Origin of the sequence: Bradyrhizobium sp. BR13661, from assembly GCF_029892425.1 — a bacterium.
GTDB lineage: Bacteria > Pseudomonadota > Alphaproteobacteria > Rhizobiales > Xanthobacteraceae > Bradyrhizobium.
In genome coordinates this window covers 41,853-64,077 of the sequence record NZ_JARXWB010000042.1, presented here as the reverse complement: position 1 = coordinate 64,077, position 22,225 = coordinate 41,853, and the positions used below count along the sequence as shown (strand labels likewise).

At 59.6% G+C, this 22,225-nt stretch carries 16 protein-coding genes and 1 tRNA gene; 9 read left to right on the top strand and 8 right to left on the bottom strand.

Going from position 1 to position 22,225, the window contains the following annotated elements:
- Nucleotides 1-139: 139 nt before the first annotated feature.
- From M2427_RS38425 to M2427_RS38415, 3 genes are all read left to right on the top strand, one after another.
- Nucleotides 140-715 (top strand): hypothetical protein, encoded by a 576-nt coding sequence (locus M2427_RS38425; protein WP_280712014.1) that lies wholly within the window; start codon nucleotides 140-142, stop codon nucleotides 713-715.
- 123 nt (nucleotides 716-838) lie between these two features.
- Nucleotides 839-1,768, top strand: a complete 930-nt coding sequence (locus tag M2427_RS38420) for an HNH endonuclease (RefSeq protein ID WP_280712013.1) — start codon at nucleotides 839-841, stop codon at nucleotides 1,766-1,768.
- Nucleotides 1,769-1,888: 120 nt separating this feature from the next.
- Nucleotides 1,889-2,581, top strand: a complete 693-nt coding sequence (locus tag M2427_RS38415) for a hypothetical protein (protein WP_280712012.1) — start codon at nucleotides 1,889-1,891, stop codon at nucleotides 2,579-2,581.
- Here the strand turns inward: M2427_RS38415 and M2427_RS38410 are convergent.
- The 3 genes from M2427_RS38410 to M2427_RS38400 all read right to left on the bottom strand — a co-directional run bounded on the left by M2427_RS38410 (nucleotide 2,556) and on the right by M2427_RS38400 (nucleotide 6,048).
- Nucleotides 2,556-4,016 (bottom strand): hypothetical protein, encoded by a 1,461-nt coding sequence (locus tag M2427_RS38410; protein ID WP_280712011.1) that lies wholly within the window; start codon nucleotides 4,014-4,016, stop codon nucleotides 2,556-2,558. The two genes, M2427_RS38415 and M2427_RS38410, sit on opposite strands and share 26 nt — an antisense overlap.
- Nucleotides 4,013-4,924: a hypothetical protein gene (locus M2427_RS38405; protein WP_280712010.1), complete on the bottom strand. Its 912-nt coding sequence runs from the start codon at nucleotides 4,922-4,924 to the stop codon at nucleotides 4,013-4,015. Before M2427_RS38405 ends, M2427_RS38410 begins: the two co-directional genes overlap by 4 nt.
- 602 nt (nucleotides 4,925-5,526) lie before the next feature.
- Nucleotides 5,527-6,048, bottom strand: a complete 522-nt coding sequence (locus M2427_RS38400) for a hypothetical protein (RefSeq protein ID WP_280712009.1) — start codon at nucleotides 6,046-6,048, stop codon at nucleotides 5,527-5,529.
- Between the two features lie 139 nt (nucleotides 6,049-6,187).
- Here M2427_RS38400 and M2427_RS38395 point away from each other — a divergent pair, with 139 nt between their 5' ends.
- Complete coding sequence (locus M2427_RS38395) at nucleotides 6,188-6,505, top strand: hypothetical protein (protein ID WP_280712008.1); 318 nt, start codon at nucleotides 6,188-6,190, stop codon at nucleotides 6,503-6,505.
- On the opposite strand, the gene M2427_RS38390 is transcribed toward M2427_RS38395, so the two are convergent.
- Nucleotides 6,494-7,552: a serine protease gene (locus M2427_RS38390; RefSeq protein ID WP_280712007.1), complete on the bottom strand. Its 1,059-nt coding sequence runs from the start codon at nucleotides 7,550-7,552 to the stop codon at nucleotides 6,494-6,496. The genes M2427_RS38395 and M2427_RS38390 overlap by 12 nt on opposite strands.
- Before the next feature lie 428 nt (nucleotides 7,553-7,980).
- Here M2427_RS38390 and M2427_RS38385 point away from each other — a divergent pair, with 428 nt between their 5' ends.
- Nucleotides 7,981-8,472, top strand: a complete 492-nt coding sequence (locus M2427_RS38385) for a hypothetical protein (RefSeq protein WP_280712006.1) — start codon at nucleotides 7,981-7,983, stop codon at nucleotides 8,470-8,472.
- Nucleotides 8,473-8,479: 7 nt separating this feature from the next.
- Here the strand turns inward: M2427_RS38385 and M2427_RS38380 are convergent, their stop codons facing one another.
- On the bottom strand, nucleotides 8,480-11,917 hold the full coding sequence (locus M2427_RS38380) for a hypothetical protein (RefSeq protein ID WP_280712005.1): 3,438 nt from the start codon (nucleotides 11,915-11,917) through the stop codon (nucleotides 8,480-8,482).
- 415 nt (nucleotides 11,918-12,332) lie between these two features.
- Here M2427_RS38380 and mobF point away from each other — a divergent pair, with 415 nt between their 5' ends.
- The 4 genes from mobF (at nucleotide 12,333) to M2427_RS38360 (ending at nucleotide 17,523) form a co-directional block, all read left to right on the top strand.
- Nucleotides 12,333-15,023, top strand: a complete 2,691-nt coding sequence (gene mobF / locus M2427_RS38375) for a MobF family relaxase (RefSeq protein WP_280712004.1) — start codon at nucleotides 12,333-12,335, stop codon at nucleotides 15,021-15,023.
- Complete coding sequence (locus M2427_RS38370) at nucleotides 15,016-15,243, top strand: hypothetical protein (protein WP_280712003.1); 228 nt, start codon at nucleotides 15,016-15,018, stop codon at nucleotides 15,241-15,243. The genes mobF and M2427_RS38370 overlap by 8 nt, the downstream gene beginning before the upstream one ends.
- Nucleotides 15,244-15,306: 63 nt before the next feature.
- Nucleotides 15,307-15,735, top strand: coding sequence for a hypothetical protein (locus M2427_RS38365; protein ID WP_280712002.1), 429 nt, complete (start codon nucleotides 15,307-15,309; stop codon nucleotides 15,733-15,735).
- Between the two features lie 114 nt (nucleotides 15,736-15,849).
- A complete protein-coding gene (locus M2427_RS38360) occupies nucleotides 15,850-17,523 on the top strand; it encodes a recombinase family protein (RefSeq protein ID WP_280712001.1) in 1,674 nt (557 codons plus the stop codon).
- Here the strand turns inward: M2427_RS38360 and M2427_RS38355 are convergent.
- From M2427_RS38355 to M2427_RS38345, 3 genes are all read right to left on the bottom strand, one after another.
- Nucleotides 17,494-17,570, bottom strand: a tRNA-Arg gene (locus M2427_RS38355). The two genes, M2427_RS38360 and M2427_RS38355, sit on opposite strands and share 30 nt — an antisense overlap.
- A 336-nt stretch (nucleotides 17,571-17,906) precedes the next feature.
- Complete coding sequence (locus M2427_RS38350) at nucleotides 17,907-18,962, bottom strand: diguanylate cyclase (RefSeq protein ID WP_280712000.1); 1,056 nt, start codon at nucleotides 18,960-18,962, stop codon at nucleotides 17,907-17,909.
- Nucleotide 18,963: 1 nt separating this feature from the next.
- Nucleotides 18,964-22,074, bottom strand: a complete 3,111-nt coding sequence (locus M2427_RS38345; protein ID WP_280711999.1) for an EAL domain-containing protein — start codon at nucleotides 22,072-22,074, stop codon at nucleotides 18,964-18,966.
- Nucleotides 22,075-22,225 lie beyond the last annotated feature (151 nt).

Genomic DNA, 22,225 nt, shown 5'->3' with positions numbered 1-22,225 from the left:
TCCAAAGCAGGCAGCGCAACAGACCTATCTGTAGGGGGTCAATTTTGGACGCCGATCCCCCGGCTTAGGGGGTCAATATTGCAAGCCGAATGACACGATCGCGTCAAAGGGAGAGCTAGGCTCGGTGCTGATTCGGTTGATGATGGTGATCAACGATATGAGCCTTGCCATGGACGCACAACGCCGATGGACCGAGGACGCCGGAGCCGCCAGGAAGCATCGCGAACGAGGCGCGAAAATCTACTTTATTCGTCTTCAAGTCTCACACATCTACGAAGCAATGAAAATCGTTATGGAGATCCGCGATAGCCCAGAGCTTCGGAAGGCAGTTGAGAGGAGCGATCCCTTCACGAAGAAAGGGTTCGAAGCGCTGTTGGCGTTTATCGGAAGCCCGGAATTCGAAAAGGTGATGGGGCGGCTTCGCAATAACCTGACATTCCACTACGATCCGAAGACGATTGAGCGCGCTCTCGCGTCGCTCGTCGCCAAACATCCCGACGCCATCGGTTCGATCTCTCTTGGAGACGAACCTCACAATTGGTTTTTTGAGCCCGGTGACATGGTCAGCGATCGCGCTGCCGTACGTGAGATATTCAAAGTGCCGGAAGATGCCGACGTGAACGAGGAAACGGACAAGATCGTTATGCGTCTCCACCATATCGTCCAAATGTTCGGTGGCTTTGCCGGAAGCCTCATCTGGCAGAACTCAAAGTAGGTTATTGCGCGAGGGATCGTGACCCAATGGCCGAGACGCTTCAGCGGCTCGGGGAGCGTAGCGAGTAGAGCCCGACCGGCAATGCCGGACGCGCCCCACACTTATCTGATATATTGAGCATCCATGACACACGGCCATACGATCATTCCATCTCGGGGGTTCTGCATTTACTGCGGAAAACGGGATGTGCCTCTCACCGACGAGCATGTCGTGCCTCTTTCGTTGGGAGGCCAGCACATACTTGACGATGCAAGTTGCCATTCGTGCGCAGATATTACCAAGAAGTTCGAGCAAGACGTTGCCCGCGGCCTTTGGGGAGATGCTCGCATAAGCTACAATGCGCCAAGCCGGAGAAAGAAGGATCGAAAGACACACATTGTCCTGACCGATGCGCACAACCCAAGCCACAAGGTCAAAGTGCCTTACAGCGAGTACCCGGCCGCCATGCTGTTCTACAAGATGCATCGCGCGGGTCTTCTCGAAGGAATGCCTGACACCCTGGATATGTCGACCGGTTGGCAACTGGTTGCCATCCATGACGACAGCAAAGCGAAGACGTTCGAGGAGCGCTTTGGTATCCCGCTGACATCGAAGGCGCGGCACGTGCCGGAGAGCTTTGCACGGCTGCTTGCGAAGATCGGTTACTGTAACTTGCTGTGCGCACTGGAACCGAGCGACTTCCGGCCAATTTGCTTGCCCTACATACTGGGGGCACGGCCAAATCCGTCGTTCATTGTTGGGGGAAACTTTAAAATTTCCGAGCCCGAACCCGATAAAGGGTACGTCCTTCGGACGACGGGGTTTTCGAGTGATGACCGTCTTATGCTTATGGCGGAAATCCGCCTCTGGTCCAACGAGCACACACCGACATATCACGTCGTTGTTGGCGACGTCGTTGGACAGGATCGCATGGCGGCCGTGCTCAACAAGATCGGTCCGATCGAAGTGAGCGAAATGCGTCCCACCGCGACCGCCATTGCTCCTCACCTAGCCACGGATAGTCATTGGACACCAACGATCTGGCCCCTCCCATTTTGGATTGGGGCAGTCTAGCCACCTCTGGAGGGCGATCCAGCGAGAGAGCCAGATAGCGCTCGCTCCGGCAACTCCTGAAGCGCCGGGCGTCCAACTGTGCTACATTTCGGCGAACGCAGGTTTCAGGGCTCGTCGACAGTGACCAAACCCAATCAAAAGCGCCGCGAGCGGTTCTTCGTCGAGGAAGCTGCGAAGCTGTCCGGCAAAGTGTGGATTCTGGAGGAGGACCGCGAACATCCGGATTTCATTGTAACCGAAGGTCAGGAGCGTTTCAGACTTGAAGTTCGAGAAATCTTCATAGGCGCCCAAGATCAAGCGGGATCGGTTATAAAGCGAGAAGAATCCGGTATTCATCGGCAGATCGAAAAGTTGCGGCGTGAATACGAGAGCGTGACGCCGACAACGTTGCGCGTGCAGATCGTGGGTCGACTAACCACGGATAATATGCCGACCATCGTTCCGGCATTGGTGGCGGAGGAGTTTGCAGCCAAGCCAATAGGCCATCATGTGGTCATCGATAACGGCCGCGGGCTTCGCTTACATGTCACCAAATCATTCCGGCCCGAATGGTTCAGTATCAATCACCGTGTGGGCTGGGTAGATCGCAGCCCGATGCCAATCATTCGCGATGCGATCGAGAAGAAGTCGGCGGAATTGGAGGGCTACCGTGCTGCTGCGGGGCCCGATGTTCGACTGCTGCTTGTCGCTGACCGCATCCAAAACAGCGGCAAGCTTGTGCTCGAAGAAACGGCAGTTCTGGATACGAAAGGGTTTCAGGTCGTATATGTGTTCCCCTATCCCGAGCCTATGATGATCTTCCGGGCAGAATGACTGACGCCGACGACGAGGGTTCGACGAGGCGCCGGATCGGAAAACCGGGCGTCGCGTAGTCAAAATACAAGTCGCTTGCGTTGGTGATCCGCAGCAACATTCGGTGGAAGACGACTTTCAGCAACTTGTTGTCTTGGATCAGCGACAGTTCCCCTCCGGCTTCCATTTCATTACCGTGAGCTGCATCGTTCCGGCGTTTCCAGGCAAGCGCCTCCTCCGGTCCGAGCACGATACCAAGGTCTCGTAGAAGGGCGTCCATTTTCGCCTTCTGATGCACCTTGTTCAGTGATCCAATGTTTTGACGAAGTGCTGCTTTGCTCTCTTCAGGTAGAGCCGAGTTGGCTATCACGCCGTCAACCGCATCGCTGAACTTGCTCCAGAGAGCGCGATCGTCAATGATCTTCGTCTGGATCTTAGTCGGATTGGCCGCGATATACCGCCGCTGCAACGCTTCGATTGCGGCTCCGAAATGCACACCGGCGATGTGCGGCGTTGCGCATAAGGCGTGCCAGTAAGCCCACCCTAGGTTTCCGAAATCGATTTCATCATATTTTTCGACGATGGCATTCACGATGCGGTTGAGAGGCACGCGATCGATACCGTGCTGCCAGTTCATATGGAGCGGTGCAGGATGCAGAACCTGCAAATCAAAAACTCTCCTTCCGATGCTGTAGGCACTATTCAATCGGAACGATTGCACCGCCCATTCGTCTGTGTACGCAACGCTCCCTAGGTCGACGAGAAAGGCGCCGAGCGCGAATGACAGGGCATTTCTTACGCGTTTGCGAAACTCTTGGTCGGGCGCTCCGACATAGATAATGCATCCCGGCCTTAGGCGCCCATCGGCTTCTTCTCGGTCGAGCACGCATAAAAAAACTGTAGCGCCAGCAACAACAAGTTTCGCTGCATGCTTGCCGAAACCCTCGCGACCCTCTGAACTGGTCAGAGTTATGCCATCGTTGTTTTCAGCGATGCTCCTGGTGGTAATTGTTGATACATCCGTCCTGATCGTATCCGGCCAGTGAAATGAACCGGGGACGTTATCTACCCAATCAATGATGTAAGCGGGTTCTTTGCCTACACCGATAACGGCATCTATTCGGTGTGCCCGAGCCTCTTCGGTCAAGACATGCCGGTTCTCCCCATAGTGGTGCGAAGTCTTGAAGGAATAGGGCTGAATGCCGCTCAGCACTGCTTTGATGCCCGCAATATTCGTTAGCTCCACGGTGTCGGTATTCAGGCGAACGGTACCCGAAGGGACCTCCGGTGCCGATGATTTGGCGTCGGCTGGTCCGCGCGTCTCCAAAATGATGTCGAGCTTTTCGTTTCGGCGAATTGAAAAGCTGTGAACCGGCGCGTGCAATGGCCCTGGCTTCGTAACCTGAAAATGCCCTTCATTAATTAGCTCGAAGGGTTCTCGCTCCCAACCGATCAAATTGCGGTCCTCCTGAATGGCGGGAATTGCTGTTTCGCGCCCCGGCTAAGACGGAGAAGCATAGGGACATGCGTCGAAGACGACGGGTCTCTCAGAGCAGCGATCAATGGCAACAGCAGCATCCGACCGAAGATCACGACGAAAATGTGGCTCTGTTGTTGGAGAGCTTGGCGTTGATCGATTGGAAGCTTGCGGGCGGTGCGCTCCAAGATTCCGAGCCCGACTTTGAGGAATCGTCGCGCACGGCAAAACTCGTGGTCGTTCGCGGTGCGCAAAATCTGCCGCTGCACGGGCAACGAAAGCCAATCACGTGTTTGCGCAACAATCCACGCGATGTGCGCGTCGTCGAACGATAAGGGCTGCGAAGCGCCATTGGACCAGTAGGGTATCGTTGCGGCCAGATCCGCGGCTAACCCGAAAGTCTCGGGTTCCTCGTCGACACCATAAAAAGCCGAAAGGAATTCGACGCAAACCTCGGTCGCCTTATGCTTGAGACTGGCGGGAGCCTGAGGCCGAAGCAACGACGGCCCTACTGCGGCAGCAAGCCGAGCTACGGCATCATCAAGCGGCATTTTGCCAGAGTAGGAACCGCGGTGGGGGCGGTTGCGCTCAATAAGCTCCGCCCATGCAGAACGAACAAGTTTGAGTTCAACCGGGAAGCCCAAGAGCCATAGACCTATGCGCACCGTGTAGGTTCGACTGTGGCGCGCGAGCAAATCATAAGTTGCCTTCGCCTGGTCGATAACGCGTGGCTGGACCCAAAAGGTCTCTGTTCCCTTTTGCCGACCGAGGCCGCGACGCTGCGGCCGTGGCAGTAAGCCTTTGGTCCACCAATCACGGGCGGCGCGCGGCGTCAAAAGACGCTGCGAGCGCTCCATCTCGGCGCAAAGTTTGGCGAGGGTGACCATGCGCCCAGATTTACAAGCGCCATTCTCCCGCGCAAGCGAGATTCGAGGTCTGGCTATGGATTCGTGGCCCGCCATTCGGCGAGCGACGGCACAGAATTCAGGGAAAGAACCCATGGCCAACTACAAGGTCGGCATTTCAATGGTCCCGCCGCTCCTATGGGGCGCGAATCTTCGTAAGCGCCTTACGCGCGGGCGGTGGAACAAGCTGAGGGTAGTCCAGTTCGAGCAAGTGCCAAATTGCCAGTATTGCGGATCAAGCCCGGTCGGCTCTGAAAGGCACGCGCACGAAGACTGGGTCTACAACATAAAGACGAGGGTCGCCCTCCTGGTCGGGCTGCGAACGATCTGCCGCATGTGCCATTTCGTGGAGCATCCTGGGTTTGTTAATGTCATGGTCGGTACGGGCGTATTCACTCCCGCGATCTTCGATGCGATCGAACGTCACTTCTGTAAGGTGAATGGCTGCAAGCCGCAGGATTTCCGTAGGCACAGCAAGCTCTCGCAGCGCAGATACGAGGAGCTGATAAGCGTCTCGGTTTGGACGATCGACTTTGGTCCTTACGCCGACCTCGTTGATTCCAACACCCATTCGGCGCGTGGCGTTAAATTGCCACGCTCCACACCTGTACGCCGTCGCGTTCGAGCTGTGGCAAGCGTTCGGCTTTCAGATGGCGCGGCGACATGAAAAAGACATAGCGATGTTTCTCGGGCCGTTGCGCCATTTTGGCGAGGTCCGCCACGAGCTTGCCGTTGTTGCGCGGTGATACCGCAGCGAAAGTCTCGGCTCCAACTTCTCCCTCGGCCTCGCTCATGACGTCGAGCGGAATAGACGCATGCGCACCCGGCGCCAGCCGAAAGCCGCCAACCTCCGGGTGCAGGACAAGCAACTGCCGTGCTGCGGCAAGCGCGACCGCAAACGTCCAGGTCTGGTTGATCTGTTCGATAAAGTTGAGCGAGCGGTCCTCGATCGGATGGTATCCGACGGTATCGAACTTGATCTTGCTTAGGAGGTCGAGCGGATCACCGGACTGAGCTGCAAGCCACTCCTGCGCACGGCGGGCGGAGGCGCGCAATCGATCCATGTAGCGATCAACGTCCTCAACGCTCTGAACCTTCAGATACATCGCCATCTCGTCATCAAGCCGTGTCGGCCCTCAAAGCCCCATCTTGCGTGCGTCCTGCTGAATTGTCAGCACCCGTTTCCCCATCTCGGCCACACCAGACCCATCCTTCTTAAGGCCATTTCGCACCGTGCGTCGGCTCATGGCGGCAAGCGCTAAAGCGCTCGTCCTCTTCGTTTCCGTCGCAAGCGATGCAGCCGCCTCCTTCGTCGCAGGGCTTCCGTCAGAAGGCCGTGATTGGCGCGGTCGAAAAACGATGAAGGAAACGATGCAAGCATTGACAATCAACGAACTGATGCGCCTGACGCGTACGGAGCTTTGCGCCCTGGCATCCCGGATCGCCGCGACGCTGCCGATGTACCCCGAAGGCTCGCCTGAGCGAGCTGCCGCGTGCATGACTTTGCGCAATATTCGCTTCGTGCTGGCGCGACGTGACTTGTCGCCCCATTCAACCGGCTGACTTTCCGAGCCGCGCGGGATGCTGCGTCGAAACATACCGCACGCTTAAGCCCGGACCGTGGATTCCGGCATATGCTTCGGCTCCTTCGCGGGTCGGGAAAAGTTCGACCAGCGAATGGGCGTTGTTGCAAACGCCCCAGCCCAGTATCCATCCCGGATTCATTGGATCAATGCAGCCATAAATGTCTTGTCGATACGGCAGCGCTTCAAGCCATAGGGCGTGTCCCCATCCACCCGCTTCATCGGATAGAGCGCCACCGCGGCTGACAATCCCGACGACTTCACCGTTTTCGTTGAAGACAGGCCCGCCGCTCATGCCTGGCTTCCAGTGAACATCGACCGAAAACGTCGGCCAGACCTTGCGGCCTTGCTCCCATGTGCGATCGACTTTCGTAACCCGGCCAATTGAGCCTCGCATCTCCTCTTGGAATGAAACGATCTGTGCGCCTGGCCGCCGCCAGCTTTTTATTTCGGGATAGCCGGCCGCCAGCACGCGATCTCCCTCGGCGATACTGGCGCGGCAGCCAACCCGCATCGGAAGAAATGTCGTTCTGCGCTCGTTAAGGCCGGAGATGTTCCAGCTCGCAAGATCAAGCGATGGTTCCACGTAATTGAGCTGTTCGGATGTGAATGTCACGGCCAACGGGTGCTGCAATTGATCGACTGGGAACAGAACAAAGTCGGTTGCGAGTAACAAGCTTCCTGCCGGTCTAGCGCCGAAGACGAGGCCCGGATCTTGGTAGATGCCGATCCATGTGCGCTCGGGCTGGATCAAATTCTTTTCGGGTCCTGGCCGGATTGGAACGCCCAGCTCGTTTAAGAAATCTGTAACAACGTGCATCGCTGAAAGCTGATGACCAAAGGGTGTTACATAGAAAGATGTGCCGAGGCCGATCGACAGCCCGTTGACTGGGTCGACTAGCATTCCGTCGTTCAAGTCAAAGGCGAAGACGGGCGTGACGGCCCGCCGTAAACCGAAGGGGTCCTGAATGAGAAAGTCGGTCTCGGGCTCTTGGGAACGCGGGTCTGGCCCGATCGGAAATGCCATGGGATGTGATCACACAGCGCTTGGATGAATCGTCGCTGTTTAGAATAGCGACAACGTACGCTCTCGGCGACTTTCTTTCCGGTCGAGCAAAAGCCGCGCCTGCTAAGGCAGGCGCGGCTTCGTGGCGGCCTCGGAACAGCGGCAACTGGCCCGGAATGTCGGCAACCGATTTCCGGTTCGCCCGGCGGCCTCGATGCCCGTTCGCAAGCCGAGGCGGAAAAGCGGGGCTGTCACAAGCTGTCCGAAGGACACCGGAGGCGCGGAGCTGCACGCAACGCAGAGCAGGAAGCGAGCGGCTTTGACAGGCACGCGCGTCTCGGCAGAACCGGGCACAGTGAGAGGACGCCTTGGTTGGCGGATTGGTTGTTTTCGAAAGGGCGCTGACGGGCTAAACTCGACCTCGTCTACCAGACAGCAAAAGCGCCACCATGCCAGGTCACGAAGAAAATAAGGAGGAGACAGCCTATCACGAAGCGGGACATGCGGTTATCGGCTGCGTGCTCGAACGCTATCCGCTTTCGGTATCAATCATCGCGGACGGCCGAGGCGCGGTTGGCAAGACGGAATTTGAGCAGGATGCGCCTCAAGGCGGTTTTCGTCATTTCGATCAGTCCGAGGCAAAAAAGAAATACATCAGGACGCGCGTGCTGATCGAAGTTGCCGGAACCATAGCGCACGACATCAAATTTCCAGGGCGCACCCATGATGAGGGCGATGCCTACGACGATCATTGGGCGAAGCGACTCGTTACCGAAGGCGTGCACTTCGAAGATGACCGTGACGCCTATCTGGCGTCGGCGAGGCAAGAGGCGGAGGGCTTGCTCAAGGAGAATTGGCCATTGGTGGAAATAGTCGCCGCAGCGCTGTTAGAACGCCGCGAACTCGGCCGCGCCGAATTGTTGCGCCTCCTGGCCATGTGAGCAAGGACTACGCGGCGGCTGTCCGAACGAGGTCGATATAACTCGTTTCACCGATCGTCGAGAGAAATCCGATCAGCTCCTCCGCGAGCAATTTGCTTTCCGCATTTTCACTACTAATACCAGCGCTCAAGATGCCGCGGATGAACTCGCGCTGAGTAACGTAGGCCGCCCGATCGACACGCGGATTCCTTAAGAGCGACGTGAGCACGGCAACGGCTTGATCTGGATGATTTGCCGACATTTTATGAAGCCGATCGACGACGCTGAATACATCGGTCGGAACGAACCCGGCCTGCAACATGGTGGTCAATTGCCCCAAGAGCCATTGATCGTCAATCTGACGTCGAACGTACCATTGTCCGATAGCGCCTAGCTCGGAACGGAATGGCTCAGGATCAGGTGCGGCAATCGCTGCCGAGAGCCGTCGTTCCCAATATGAGAATCCGCGGCTCCGCATCTCGTCCGGCAGCGATGTGCTCGGCAGGTCGAGCTGAGTGCCAAGATACCACATCGCATAGCGCTTCATGCGCGCTGGCGCATCGCGCCAAAATTGCTCAAGCAGATCGTCCGGCAGGCCGCCCCAGAGATGCAGGATAATGAGGTGCTGGCACAGGCTGTCTTGACGGAAGTCTCGGTCGGATTGTTTGTCGGACGTGCCGGACTGAGCAATTTCCGCCGCATAGCAATCGCGGAGATCGGAAATCAGGTCGTTGAGCGGCCCTCGGCCAAACCCAAGATACGAGAGCCATGCCGATTGACGCAAAGCGTCATCATCGGCCGGGAAGAGCGCTTTCATCTTCGGTCTAAGCCACTCTTCGCCGAAGTACAGCAAGTAGCGGAGATGCGCCCCCATGATGGCATATGGGATGCGACCGCTCGGGGACCTATCGGCCAGTTCTGCATCGAGGATATTTTGAATTTCGGGGAGATTGGCCAACGTCTGCCGCGGTAACACGCCGAATGCGCTGGATTGGTCTTTGCTCAGCCAGAACATTAGGAAAATACAGAGTTCGAGGGCAAGTCCGCGCACAGTGGTTTGAGCCGCAAAGAACGGCTCTTTTGCGAAGCGTTCTTCGAAATCGGTAAATTCGGGCTGCTTTGGAGCCGATTTCGTGATCGTGAGCACGAGTTGGCGAACCATGTCGGCATGCTCAAATCCGATATCCGCGGCTCCGCGCCGCAATCCCGCTGCCAGCGTCTCGCACGCTGCCTTGCAAGCCCAAACCCAATCTTTGTCGTCGCCATCAACGACCGTAGTTGGATCAATCGTTTGATGCAGCTGAGCGAAGACATGTTCAATCAATTTTAGTAGGTTGCCCCACTCAAAACTTTGCGCATTGTTCGCTGCGTTCTGGAGACCTTCCAGCGCTCGTCGAATAAAGATCGGTTTTAAGCCGATCAACTGGTCTGCACCGGCGGCGTATGCCTTGGGATCATTACCTACGGCGGTCCTGAGTTCCTGAGCCAGCGCCGTCACGGTTTGCCGCTGTGGCCCTGTCTCGGGACGCCACGATTTCAGAAAGGCTACGATGTCCGGCATGGGCCTTGATGAGAAGTCCGCTCCCGTTAACGGACTTACTTCCTCGGGAAACATCTGGTGTTTCCAAGCATCCGGGTCTCCGAGTTCGGCGACGATCTTGTTCAGGGCTTCTTGCCGCTCAGGCGGCAGAACGGCGCGCCATTTCCAAACGGCGTCCCGAATCGATGACGCATCGAATCTGCGTTCATTCTCGGCGGTCGGAGGTGCCTTCGTGTGCTCCTCAAATCTCGCCTTCCACGCAGCGCGATATTTATTCGGAATACCGTCAACTACAGCCAATATGCTGTTTTGCTCTTCGGCCGCCAGCGAAGGAAACCACGCGAGCGCGAGCGAGGCGTACTCGTCCTGGGCCCACGACGCTTCGATCAGTTCCTGATCAAGCAAGCACTCTTTGGCTAATTCCGGTGCGGCAGCGGGATTCTGGGCCAGGATATGCAACGCGATCCGCGTAAACATCTTCGAGTCTTGAGAAGTTAGAATGCCAATGGTGCCACGCATCTCGGCGGGATTATCCGCAACAAGCGTTTCGGCCGAACGGCGCACGGCGCTCAGGAGCGCATCATAGATATCGTGCTGGGCTCGCTCGTCGCTCGCGACCGGCTCAGATGAGTGATAACCCCACGTATCTCTATCCGTGATGCGTATTGCCTGCTGGAGAAGTTCGATGAACAGACGGACAGCATCTTCGCCGCAGGCCTTAGTGAGCGGGACCACCATCGACGGTAGATGATGTTCATACATATGGTGGCCATAGAGGCTGGCAATCTCGCCGTTACGGTCCCAAATCTGGAGAAGCGCTCTGGCAACCGTGAGTGGGGCGCTCGTTTGCTTGGCTTCGGCCAGCTTCTTCAGAAGCTTTTCGGGAGCCTGAAGAAAGAATGATCTGTTCTCGCGGCTCAGCCAACCGACCGCCAGATCGATGAGCTGCGCGGACTCGTCCGCTGGGAGAGCAGCTAAAATCTCTAACCCATTCTCATGGATGCTTGGGTGAAGCGACGGTCCAACAGTCCTTAGGGCGTCAGCAACCCCTTTCCGCGTGACAGCATCGTCCGATGCCGCCATCCTGAGGAGGAAACTTCCGGCAGGCCATTGGCGAAAGCGTATTTCATCGCCGTTCGTCGAATCCGCAAGCGGCTCGCCAAGGAGCCTCTTTGCGGCAAGATGTGGCAGCCAATCGCCCGTTTGAAGTCTCTCAAAAAAATGCTTCTGAAGAGGAAGAGTGCCGGGAATTTCGCTGGCAAAGAGCGCGACCGCTTCAGAGCGATTAGGTAAAGCAGCCAGCTCTTCCACGCGACGCATCAAGGCAACGTAGCGGCCTTCGAGGGCGATAGCGACGGCACGAATCACCGTGTCGAGAGGCTGCTGGTATTTTGTCCGGAACTCGTCGTCGACCGCTAGCGAATGATGAAAGGAGCGCTCATGGGCTCGTCCGGCACCGTCGCAAAGTGCAATCCAACATTTTGCAACGTCGCCGTCCGGCGCGAGGCCTAAACGCGTCACAATTGCGCGGATTTGGTTTTTGTGACTGAAGCGCGGCTTCAGAGCTTTTGCTGCACGCTGAATTGCGGGCTCGTCGAAGCCGTGTTCAATCAGACTCTGCCGTGCTTTTTCAATAAGCTCAGTAGTCTTTTCGTCTTCCACAGCTCGGGCATCCATGGGGACTTCGAGAATATGCCGCAGCAGCGAGTCAAGTTCTCGGAGCGCGTGGGCGGCGATGGGTCTAGCCACCCGCAACTCGCAGGCCCCGGCTGCGAGGCGACAAAAGTCTGTATAGCGATCCGCAACCGCGGTTCCGAGCAGCCGATCAAGTCGCGCCGCAGTGTCACGCTGTTCCGGCGTCAGATCGAATTGCTCGACGGATTCTGCTTCTAGCATCGGGCCCGCCTGCGTGAGCATTGTCGCCACGGTTCTTCTCTCTGATCCACGGTTAGGGAGACACTTGATTGCTAATGACCTAAATAGGCGTATGAACGTCGCATTGCAACTTTGCAGGATTCTGCGGTCACGAAGATGCTCTGAGCGAGTGGGCTGCAATCGATGGAGAGCTGAGAAAGATGCGCTTCAGCGCAAAGGTAAGTCAGTGAAGAGGCGGCCTCGGCCGCCAAGAGGCGACTAGCTTAGCCACTGTGCAGGAATAGCAGCCGCTGGCACGCGCCCCGAGAGAGGATTTGCAGGTTTACGAACGTGTATACCGACCTGATCTGCGTCTGTCGGCGACGGTCTCGACTTTTTTTCTGAGCGGCTCGTTATCTTAGGATAAGCGTCCCATCAGCCAGCGCGCAGATGACGAATTCTCCGGACCTCAATCGAGGTCCAATTCGTGGTCGCAACCTGGAGCATCGCTGCCGACGCCAGTTACTACCCTCGGGAAGCCGAGCGGGATCGGCGTGGCTCATACTACGAAGGCGGCCGGGAGCCGCCGGGCGTCTGGTACGCGCCGCAAGGCGACTTCGGTCTGGTCGACGGCGCACAAGTCGATCCCGTGGTGTTTCAGCGACTGTATGCCGGGTTGGCGGCAGATGGGACGCCACTGAACTCAAGCGCGCCCGGTCGGCGCGGCAATCGTGTTCCGGCCTATGACATCACGTTTTCCGTCCCGCGCTCACTGGCACTGATCTGGGCGCTGGCGTCCCCCGAGCTGCGCACAGAACTCGATCAAGCATTAGCTCGCGCAGCCAGAACATCGCTCGATTTGCTCGAACGCGAGGGAACTTACGCCCGCCGCGGTCGCAATGGGATTCGCGTCGAACGTGTGCCCCTCTCGGCGGCCATGTATCGCCACGGCGAAAGCCGCCCCAGCGTTCATGACGACGGAAAATTCTTTGCGGACCCAAACTGGCACCTACACTGCGTTGCCCTGAATTTGGCAACGCGTGCAGATGGCACGGTGGGCGGTTTGCACTCGATCGCACAGCGCGACCTCAAAATGACCCTGGGCGCTCAGGTGCACGCCGCATGGGCCTATGAGGTGCAGGCTCTCGGATTCGAGATCGATCGCATCGGTCCCAACGGCGTCTTCGAGATCAAAGGTGTTGACCAGGCCCACATCGACTATTTTTCGGGGCGCAGGCAGGAAATCAAAAACGAGCTCAAAAAATATGGGCTCGCCAGCACGGAGGCGCCCGCGCTGGCCGGCGCGATCGCGAAGGCGACCCGGGGCTCGAAAGACAAGGTGGCATCTCGCCACCGGGAGGAAATCTGGGCGGAAGCCGCCAAGGCGCACGGTATCGACGTCGAACACTACGTCGATAATCTGCGCCACCCCGATCACATTCTCGATCACGAGGCCTCGGAACGCCTGCTGGCGGAACGCCTCACCGAATTGCCGCGGCTGCTGACCGAAAATCAATCGGTCATCGAGCGCAAGGACCTGCTGCGCGCAGTCGCCTCGGCCCTTGTCGGAACAGGTTTGCCGACAACGCAGATCGATGTCGAGATCCAGCGACTGCTCGACACGCAAGCCTTCGTGGAGATCGGGCGGGACCAACTCGACCGGCCGCGTTACTCGACGCCAGAGATGTTGGTGTTGGAGCGTGAGGTAGTGGCCTGCGCAGCTCGCCTCGCCGCGCGCGATGGCTTTGCGCTGGATGCGGACCGCGTTCGTGCTCGGTGCGCGCAGGCCGGCCTCAGTGGCGAGCAAATCGAGGCGGCCCTCGCGATGGCCGGGGCCTCCGCGATCACCGTGGTTGCTGGCGCGCCGGGCTCGGGTAAGACAACGACCATTGGTCCTGTCGTTGCTCTGTACGAGGAAAGCGGGCAGCGACGTGTACTGGGCGCCGCGACAGCGTGGAAGACGGCCACAGCCCTTCAGAGCGATTTTTCGATTCCTGCGCGGGCGCTCGCCTCGTGGCTCGAAAAAGCGCGTCACGGCGGCGACTTCTTGCGGCCTGGTGACGTGCTCGTCCTTGACGAGGCCGGGCTCGTCAATTCGCGCGATATGGCATTGTTGCTGGCGACCGTCGAACGAGCGGGCGCGAAGCTCATCTGTGTGGGCGACCCGAAGCAACTGCAGGCCATCGGCGGGCCGGGTCTCAGCCTGGTTCAACGCGCGATCGAGACCGCGCGCGTGGAGACGATCGTGCGTCAGCACGATCAGTGGCAGCGCGACGCCATTCATGCTTTCGGCAACGGCCGCGCCGAGGAGGCGCTGACGGAATACGCTCACCACGGCCATCTCAAGGAGGCCGACGGCTATTCGGCTACGATCGCAACGATGGTCGAGAGCTGGCGCGAAAAGCGTGCAGCGCACCCGGCCAGCGAGCCCTTGCTGCTGGCCCGGACAAACGCCGACGTCAGCGCGATTTCCGTGGCCGTCCGCGGCATTTTGCGTTCAGAAGGCCGCATCACAGGTCCGGACGTTGTTTTTGCTGCGGTGACCCCCTCGGGGCAAGCGACCAAGCTCGCCTTGGCAAGGGGCGATCGCATTTGCTTCCGAACGCGAAATGACGCCCTCGGCGTCATCAATGGAACAATAGGTACCGTCCTCGGCGTCAAGCGGATCCTGACAGATACCCCGGACGAGCAGCAGACGGTCCGGATCGAAGCTTTGGTTGCGGGACGCCGCATCACGTTCAGCCCCGACGATATTGCGGACCACAAGGGGCGGGCACGCCTCAGCTGGGCGTACGCATCGACGACCTATCAAGCCCAGGGGGTGACGGTTGATAACGCGATCGTATTCGTCGATCCCGCATTCGATCGCCACCAGATCTATGTCGCGGCCAGTCGCGCCCGCAAGTCGACCAATTTTGTTATCGACGCCACCTCGATTGACAAAAGCATTGCGGCTGAGCTTCCGCTGGACCAGCAGGTAAAAGCTACTGCGCCTTCTTCCGAAGAGCGACTCGCCTGGCTCGCAAAGCGACTATCCCTGGCCCATGTTCGAGAGACCACCCTTGACGCGATCGAGCTCGATGTTGCGGTTCGTCGAGAGGCCGGCTTTACCGGTCTATCACTAGAGCCTGAGACCCAGCAAAAGCGGAGCAAGTCGAGGGAGGCATCCTTTGACTGAGCCCCTCTCTCGCCAACGCACCGATCCCTTGGACTGTACCGGCTTCGCTCCGGCAGCAACGAGTGATGCGAGCCCGGCGACAGTTTCCACAGACCCGTTCCCAGTCGTCGACACCTGGCCCGACATCATCCCGGTGACCCAGGCCGAAATCGACGTGCTGGAAACGTTCCTCGGGGAGTTACTCGACGAAATTCTCGGAGGCGCCACCCGCGACCATTAGCTGACTGCAGACCCTCTAACGACCATCACAGCAAAGCACTCACAACTCCAAAAGAGGAAGAAAATGACGCACATGACCAACGCCGAAAACGCCCGGAACATACTCGCCTCCAGCGAGCTGCTGTTGAAGCGCTTTGTGGGCGACGCCATCGAAACGGCCGCACCGCTTGCGGCCGCCTGCGCCCATCGCAGCCTGCTGGCCGAAGTCGCCGTGCTGAAACGCGCGCTCGACTGTAAAGCATATGTCGAAATCCATCTTTGCGACTTCCAGCAATTCGAAAGGATCAAAAGCGCGTTCAAGAGGGGCGATGTTGATTTCGAAGTGCGGCCTCTGAACTCGATGTCGAAAATCGAATTGGATAACGAGCGCTCCACCGACTATGATGAGCGCGACGCCTCTTCTCGCGCAATCGTTGGATTTGTCGGGACGTACGCCGCGATCTGTATCCGCCGTCACCCTCGCCTCAATTGCCTGATTGTCCAATTCTGCTGAGCGCACAATCAAAAACCCGCGAAAAATAGCAGTTTGACGACGATTCGCGGAATGGGCATAGTTGAACGTGCCCGGCCTTGTCCGTCTTGAGCTGGCGGAAATAGAGTCCAAGTCATGAGCGTCGAGTTAGATCAATCCGATCGTGCAAACAATAAAAGCCCCGACGCCGCGAACCTGCGCGCTTGCGCTTACCTTCGGGTATCCACGGGGAGACAGGCGGAATCGGACCTGTCCATCCCGGACCAGCGGAAAAGCTTTTTAAATTACTGTAAGGCGCGCAGCTGGAAATCCGCCTCTGAATATGTCGATGCGGGCGCCTCGGGCATGGAGGAAGATCGCGCCGAGTTTCAGCGCATGATCGAGCGCGCATGTGACGACGATCATCCGTTCGATGTCATCGTCGTGCACAGTTTTAGTCGATTTTTCCGCGATGCCTTCGGCCTCGAAATGTACGTTCGCCGACTTGCCAAGCACGGTGTTCGGCTCGTGTCGATCACGCAGGAACTGGGAGATGACCCGGCGCAAGTGATGATGCGGCAGATCATCGCCTTGTTCGACGAATATCAGTCGCGGGAGAACTCGAAGCATGTTCTGCGTGCAATGAAGGAAAATGCGCGCCAGGGCTTTTATAACGGCTCGCCTATTCCCCTCGGCTATGCGGTGGAGGAGGTCGAGAAACGAGGCGCGCGCATCAAGAAACGACTCTGCGTCGACGTTGTCGAAGCCGAAACCGTCAAGACGATTTTTAAGCTCCATCGGCTCGGCGACGGCAAATCCGGGCCGCTCGGCGTCAAGGCAAGCGCGACCTGGCTGAACAAAAACGGATACCGCACTCGCACCGGCGGGTTGTTCGGCGTTGCCGCCGTGCATAAGATTTTGACCAATACGGTCTATATCGGCAAATGGGTCTTCAACAAGCGTTGCGCCAAGACCGGGCGCGAGAAGCCCGGCAGCGAACATATCGAAGTCGACGTTCCGCCGATCATCCCCAACAATGAATTCGATGCGGTTGCCGCCTCGCTCAAAAGCCGGGATCCGCGCGTCGCTGCACCTCGCAGCGTCACCGGTCCAATTCTCCTAACCGGTCTGACCATCTGCGCATCCTGTAGCGGGGCGATGACCTTGCGCACGGGAACATCAAAGTCCGGCACCGTTCACAAATATTACACCTGCTCGACCTGCGTCCGCCAAGGCAAGATGGCCTGCAAGGGACGTTCGATCCCGATGAAGAAGCTGGACGATCTGGTAACCACCCACCTGGTGGATCGCCTGTTTAACCCGGAGCGATTGACGGCGATTCTGGCCTCGGTTTCGGCCAGGAGAGCCGAAAAGGCGATCGAGATCGATCGGCGCGTCTCCACCCTTCAGACGGAAGTCACCGAGGCGGACGAGAGATTGAAACGCCTTTACAAAATGGTCGAGGAAGGGATTACGGATCTCGATGAGGTCCTCAAGCAGCGGATCGCGAGCCTCAAGCTCGACCGCGATCGTGCCAAGACAGCACTCGAACGGATCAAGTCCCAGACGGCCGGCGCCACCGTGTTTGATTCAGAAGCCATCGAGCGTTTCGGACGGGCCATGCGCGAGAACATCACCTCCGGCGATATCCCCTTCCGTAAGGCCTACATCCGGAGTGTCGTTGACCAGATCGAGGTCGACGACCACGTCATCCGCATCGTCGGAGATAAAGCGACGCTAGAGCAGGCGGTTGCCGGCCGCGTCGTGGCATCCGGCGGTGTTCGCAGATCTGTACCGAAGTGGCGCACCCGACACGATTCGAACGTGTGACCTTTGCCTTCGGAGGGCAACGCTCTATCCAGCTGAGCTACGGGTGCAGCGAGGCCTCAATAGCCTAATGGCGAGGGGTGGGCAACCGGTCCCTTGATCTTGCGATGATGCCATCATGCCACTGTTTTGCCCGACGCGTCAACGGATTTTCCGAAATCGGCGACGTCGCGTATTTCGGAGAGGTCTATTCGCACGGGGAAAATCCCGGATTTCGCGGCGTTCCATGCGGGCTTCCGTCGGATCGGTTGTGCTCCTGCTAAGCCTTTGATTCCACGACCGCCGTCTACTGTGCATGGGGTTGTTTTCACGGTCTTGGTTTCGACAGAGGCTGGCCTCGCCCAGCGCGACCGCGACGTCGGACGTCAAAAGGCAAGATCGGCGCTTCAGGCCGATTTGCGCGAGGTGATGGCAGGAACCGCCGCGTCATCCCGGCCGAGGCCTGCGAGTTCGGCCAGCATCCGCTCGGAGCAGACGACGCGGTTGCGGCCGAGCCGCTTGGCGGCGTAGAGCGCCTGATCGGCTGCACCCAGCAGGCCATTGGGGGCGCCATCGGCCTCGCCGGGGACGTGACTGGCGACGCCGACACTGAGGGTGACGTGATCGCCGGCGCCATCGGCGCCATGGGTGATCTGCAAGGCAAACACGGCGCTGCGGATCTCCTCGGCGATGGCGCAGGCATCGTCGCGGCTCATCTCAGGCAGGATCAGCGCGAATTCCTCGCCGCCATAGCGGCTGGCCAGGTCGAGCGGGCGTACCGCATGGCGGCTGACCACGCGCGCGACCTCGCGCAGGCACTCGTCGCCGGTCTGGTGGCCGTGCGCGTCGTTGAATAGCTTGAAATGATCGACGTCGACGAACAGCAGCGCCAGCGGCTTTTGCGTCCGTTGCGCGCGCGCCCATTCGGTCATCAGCATCTGGTCGAACGAGCGACGGTTCGAAAGCCCGGTCAGCCCGTCCTTGCTCGCGAGCTCTTTCAGCGCCATCTCGGCGCGCTTCTGGTCGGTGAGATCGCGCAGCGTCTCGACCACGGCGATCAGATTGCCCGCCTCGTCGTGGATCGGGCCGGCGTCGATCGCAAGATAAAGCTGGCTGCCGAGCTTCGGCATCACGCACCAATTCTCGGCGCTGAAGCCGAGCCCGTTGTGGCCGCGTGCGGAGTATTCCGAATAGAATTCCGGCAGCTGCTCGGGGCGGTCGAGCGCGACGATATCGGCGAGGCAGGGGCGCTTGGTCTCGTAGAAGGCCTGCCAGTGCTTCGTCGTGCCGATCACCTCGGAGGCGGCAACGCCCGTCAGCCGTTCGCAGGCCCTGTTCCAGATCACGACGCGCCGCTTCGGATCGATCACGAAGGTCGGCACCACCAGATGCTGCATCAGCCGCACGGCGTAGGAATCGGCGACATCAAAGGTCTTCGCGGGAGCCTTGACGAGCTTTGCCATGTCAGGCCACCGCTGCGACAGGAATGATATCGCGCGGGCCGAACAGCCCGCGCACCTCGGCCGCCGGCCTCGGCTTGCTGAACAGATAGCCCTGCATTTCCGTGCAGCCCAGGTTGCGCAACATTTCGCGCTGGGCTTCGGTCTCGACGCCCTCGGCAACGGTCGTCATGTTGCTGGCGGAGGCGATGTTCACCACCGCCTGCACGATCACGGGTGACTCGCTGGTTTCGGCGATGTCGGCGACGAAACAGCGGTCGATCTTGATCTTGTCGAACGGGAAGCGTTTCAGATAGCTCAAGGAGGAATAGCCGGTGCCGAAATCGTCGAGCGCAATGCGCACACCGATCGAGCGGAGCTGGTGCAGGATCGAGAGCGCCGCCTCGTCGTCGCGGATCAGCACGGCCTCGGTGATCTCGAGCTCGAGCCGGTGCGGCGCGAGGCCGGAGGCGGCCAGCGCGCCCGCGATTCGCAGCGCCAGCGTGTCGCATTTGAGCTGCACCGGCGAGACGTTGACGGCAAGGCGCACATGGGCGGGCCAGGTCGCGGCCTCGTTGCAGGCCGTGCGCAGCACCCAGTCGCCGAGCTCATTGATCAGGCCGGTGTCCTCGGCAATCGGAATGAATTCGACCGGTGACACCATGCCGCGTTCGGGATGGCGCCAGCGCAGCAGCGCCTCGCAGCCGGAGACTTCGCCCGAGTGCAGATTGACCAGCGGCTGGTAGTGGATCTCGAAACCGCCATTGACCAGCGCCTGACGCAGATCCTGCTCCAGGCTGAGACGGGCCTTGGCGCTCGCATCCATCTCCGGCACGAAGAAGCGATAGGTCCGTCGTCCTTCCGCCTTGGCGCCGTACATCGCGAGGTCGGCGTTCTTGATGAGCTGGTCGAGATCGGCGCCGTCCTGCGGCGCCAGCGCGATGCCGATGCTGGCGTCGGTGGAGAGCTGGTGGCCGAGGCAGTGATAGGGGCGGCGGATCGCTTCATGGATCCGCGTCACGAAGGCCAGCACGTCGGTGGACGATTCGATCTTGGTCTGGATCACGGCAAACTCGTCGCCGCCGAGGCGCGCGATCAGGTCACCCGGCTTGAGGCAGGCGCGGATGCGCCCCGCGATCGCTTTCAGCAGCTCGTCGCCGACGTGGTGGCCAAGCGAATCGTTGATGCCCTTGAATTCGTCGACGTCGATGTAGAGCAGGGCGAATTGGCAGCCATCGGCGACGTTCGCCAGCTCGCGTTCGATCTGCTGGCGGAACAGGGTCCGGTTCGGCAGGTCGGTCAGCGCATCGTAATGCGCCATATGCGCGATCTTCTCGTCGGCGCGCCGACGCTCGGTGACGTCGTCGATGACATGAATGAGATAGCGCGGCTCGCCGGCGCCGTCGTTGATGCCGATACGGGTCGAGGTAATGTAGCGCAGGCCCATGCCGGGCATCTGCCAGGCGTGCTCGTCCTTGAACAATCCCTTGGCCGATTTCAGCGCCATGCTGTCGTCGTCGGTGATGTGGGCGGCGGCCCCCTCGGGGAAGATGTCGAAGGCGGTCTTGCCGACGACGTCCTGACGGGACTGGCCGAACAGCTGCTCGGCGACGACGTTGAGCAGCAGATATTGCCGCGTACGGGCGTCCTTCACGGTGATCTGCGAGGGGATGTGGTCGATGATCTCGCTCAGGAAGGTGTAGTTGCGGTCGCGCTCCTGTTCCAGGTTGCGGCGCTCGGTGATCTCCTCGATCGTGGCGACCCATCCGCCCTGTACGAGCGGCGTGTTGATGACCTGGAAGGCGCGGCCGTTGGCCAGCTGATGAGTCAGCGTCGACACCGTGCCTTCGGCGGCGACCCTCATGACCTCGGCGCAAAACGCCTCGACGTCACCGTCGAACGCGCCGCGCTCCTGACGATGATACATCGCCTCACGGATGTGACAGCCGGGCTTGATCACGTCGTGCGACAGGCCGAACATGTCGGCGTAGCGGCGATTGCAGGTGACGATATAGCCGCCCGCGTCGTACAGGATCAGCCCCTGCGACATGTTGTTGAGGGCGGTGTCGAGCCGCAGCCGTTCCGCCTCCAGCCGTTGCTGGGCCTCGCGGTTCTGCCTGACGATCTGCCGGATGATCAGGAACAGGATCAGCGCGATCACGGCGGCCGACAGCGTCGCGGTGGTGACCATGAAACCGGTCTGCTGCCGCCAGTCGGCAAGCGCGGCCGACACGGTGTTGGTGGCCATAATGACCAGCGGGAAATGAGTCAGCGAGACAGCCGAGCCGAGCTTCTCCGTGCCGTCGACCGGGCTCTTGACGCGGAGCGTATGCTGCCCCCCGCGGGTCAGTACCTTCTGCATCAGCGGCGCGTTCTTGTAGTTGGCCCCGATCATCGATTCGACATGCGGGTAGCGCGCCAGCATGATGCCCTCGCGGTCGAACAGCGTGATCGCGGCTCCCTCGGCCAGCGCGACCGAGGCGAAATAGCGCTGGTAGCTGTCGGGATCGATTCGCCGGACCAGCACGCCGACGAAGGTGCCGTCCGGCAGGCTCAGCCGCCGTGCGACGACCGTGGTCCACTTGCCAATCAGGAAGCTGCGCACGGACTCCAGCAGCACCGGCTCGGACGTGGGGTTCGTCTTGAACGACTGGAAATAGGCTCGCGAGGCGATGTTGATTTTGGGCAGCGGCTGCGCACGCGACCAGGCGATCAGCTCGCCGTCGGCATCGTAGATCGCGATGTCGCCGAGATAGGAGACCACGCTGATCTTGCCGCGCAACATGCGGTGGGCCTCAGGCCCCGACATGCGCTCGCGGAACATCTGCGGCGAGGTGATATCAGGCAGGTGCATTTGCCCGATCAATTCGGCGGCGACGACGTCGGAATCCTCAAACTGCTGATCGAAGTGCCGCGCGATCAGCTGCACGGTGTTTTCCAGCTCGCGCTCGCGGTTGGCCAGCGTGCGCTCGCGAAACTCGCTGACGGCCATTGCAGTCACGGCAAAAATGCCGGCGACCAGCAAGGCGCCCGAGAGCGTCAACCACAGCACCGGGCCCCGCCGCATGGCCGCGTCCCGGCCGCCTTTCGCGGCCAGGACCATCGCAGCTGCCATCCGAGCAAAAACCTGGCGCATCCCACTCCCCTGGAGGATGAGAAATACTACGGACAGATGGCGCAATGCTTAGGAAAGCCGGTTACCCATGGCTTAAACCAGTTGCGCAATAGTATGGATATCCAGCAACGCGGGAGCGCCGCGCGTCACGCGTTGGTTGCGCGCGGCGTGG

Bases quoted from the DNA above. Each gene is read 5' to 3' on its own strand.
- M2427_RS38425 (WP_280712014.1), top strand. From the start codon at position 140: ATGATGGTGATCAACGATATGAGCCTTGCCATGGACGCACAACGCCGA.
- M2427_RS38420 (WP_280712013.1), top strand. From the start codon at position 839: ATGACACACGGCCATACGATCATTCCATCTCGGGGGTTCTGCATTTAC.
- M2427_RS38405 (WP_280712010.1), bottom strand. From the start codon at position 4,924: ATGGTCACCCTCGCCAAACTTTGCGCCGAGATGGAGCGCTCGCAGCGT.
- M2427_RS38400 (WP_280712009.1), bottom strand. From the start codon at position 6,048: ATGTATCTGAAGGTTCAGAGCGTTGAGGACGTTGATCGCTACATGGAT.
- M2427_RS38395 (WP_280712008.1), top strand. From the start codon at position 6,188: ATGGCGGCAAGCGCTAAAGCGCTCGTCCTCTTCGTTTCCGTCGCAAGC.
- M2427_RS38390 (WP_280712007.1), bottom strand. From the start codon at position 7,552: ATGGCATTTCCGATCGGGCCAGACCCGCGTTCCCAAGAGCCCGAGACC.
- M2427_RS38385 (WP_280712006.1), top strand. From the start codon at position 7,981: ATGCCAGGTCACGAAGAAAATAAGGAGGAGACAGCCTATCACGAAGCG.
- M2427_RS38365 (WP_280712002.1), top strand. From the start codon at position 15,307: ATGACGCACATGACCAACGCCGAAAACGCCCGGAACATACTCGCCTCC.
- M2427_RS38360 (WP_280712001.1), top strand. From the start codon at position 15,850: ATGAGCGTCGAGTTAGATCAATCCGATCGTGCAAACAATAAAAGCCCC.
- M2427_RS38350 (WP_280712000.1), bottom strand. From the start codon at position 18,962: ATGGCAAAGCTCGTCAAGGCTCCCGCGAAGACCTTTGATGTCGCCGAT.
- M2427_RS38345 (WP_280711999.1), bottom strand. From the start codon at position 22,074: ATGCGCCAGGTTTTTGCTCGGATGGCAGCTGCGATGGTCCTGGCCGCG.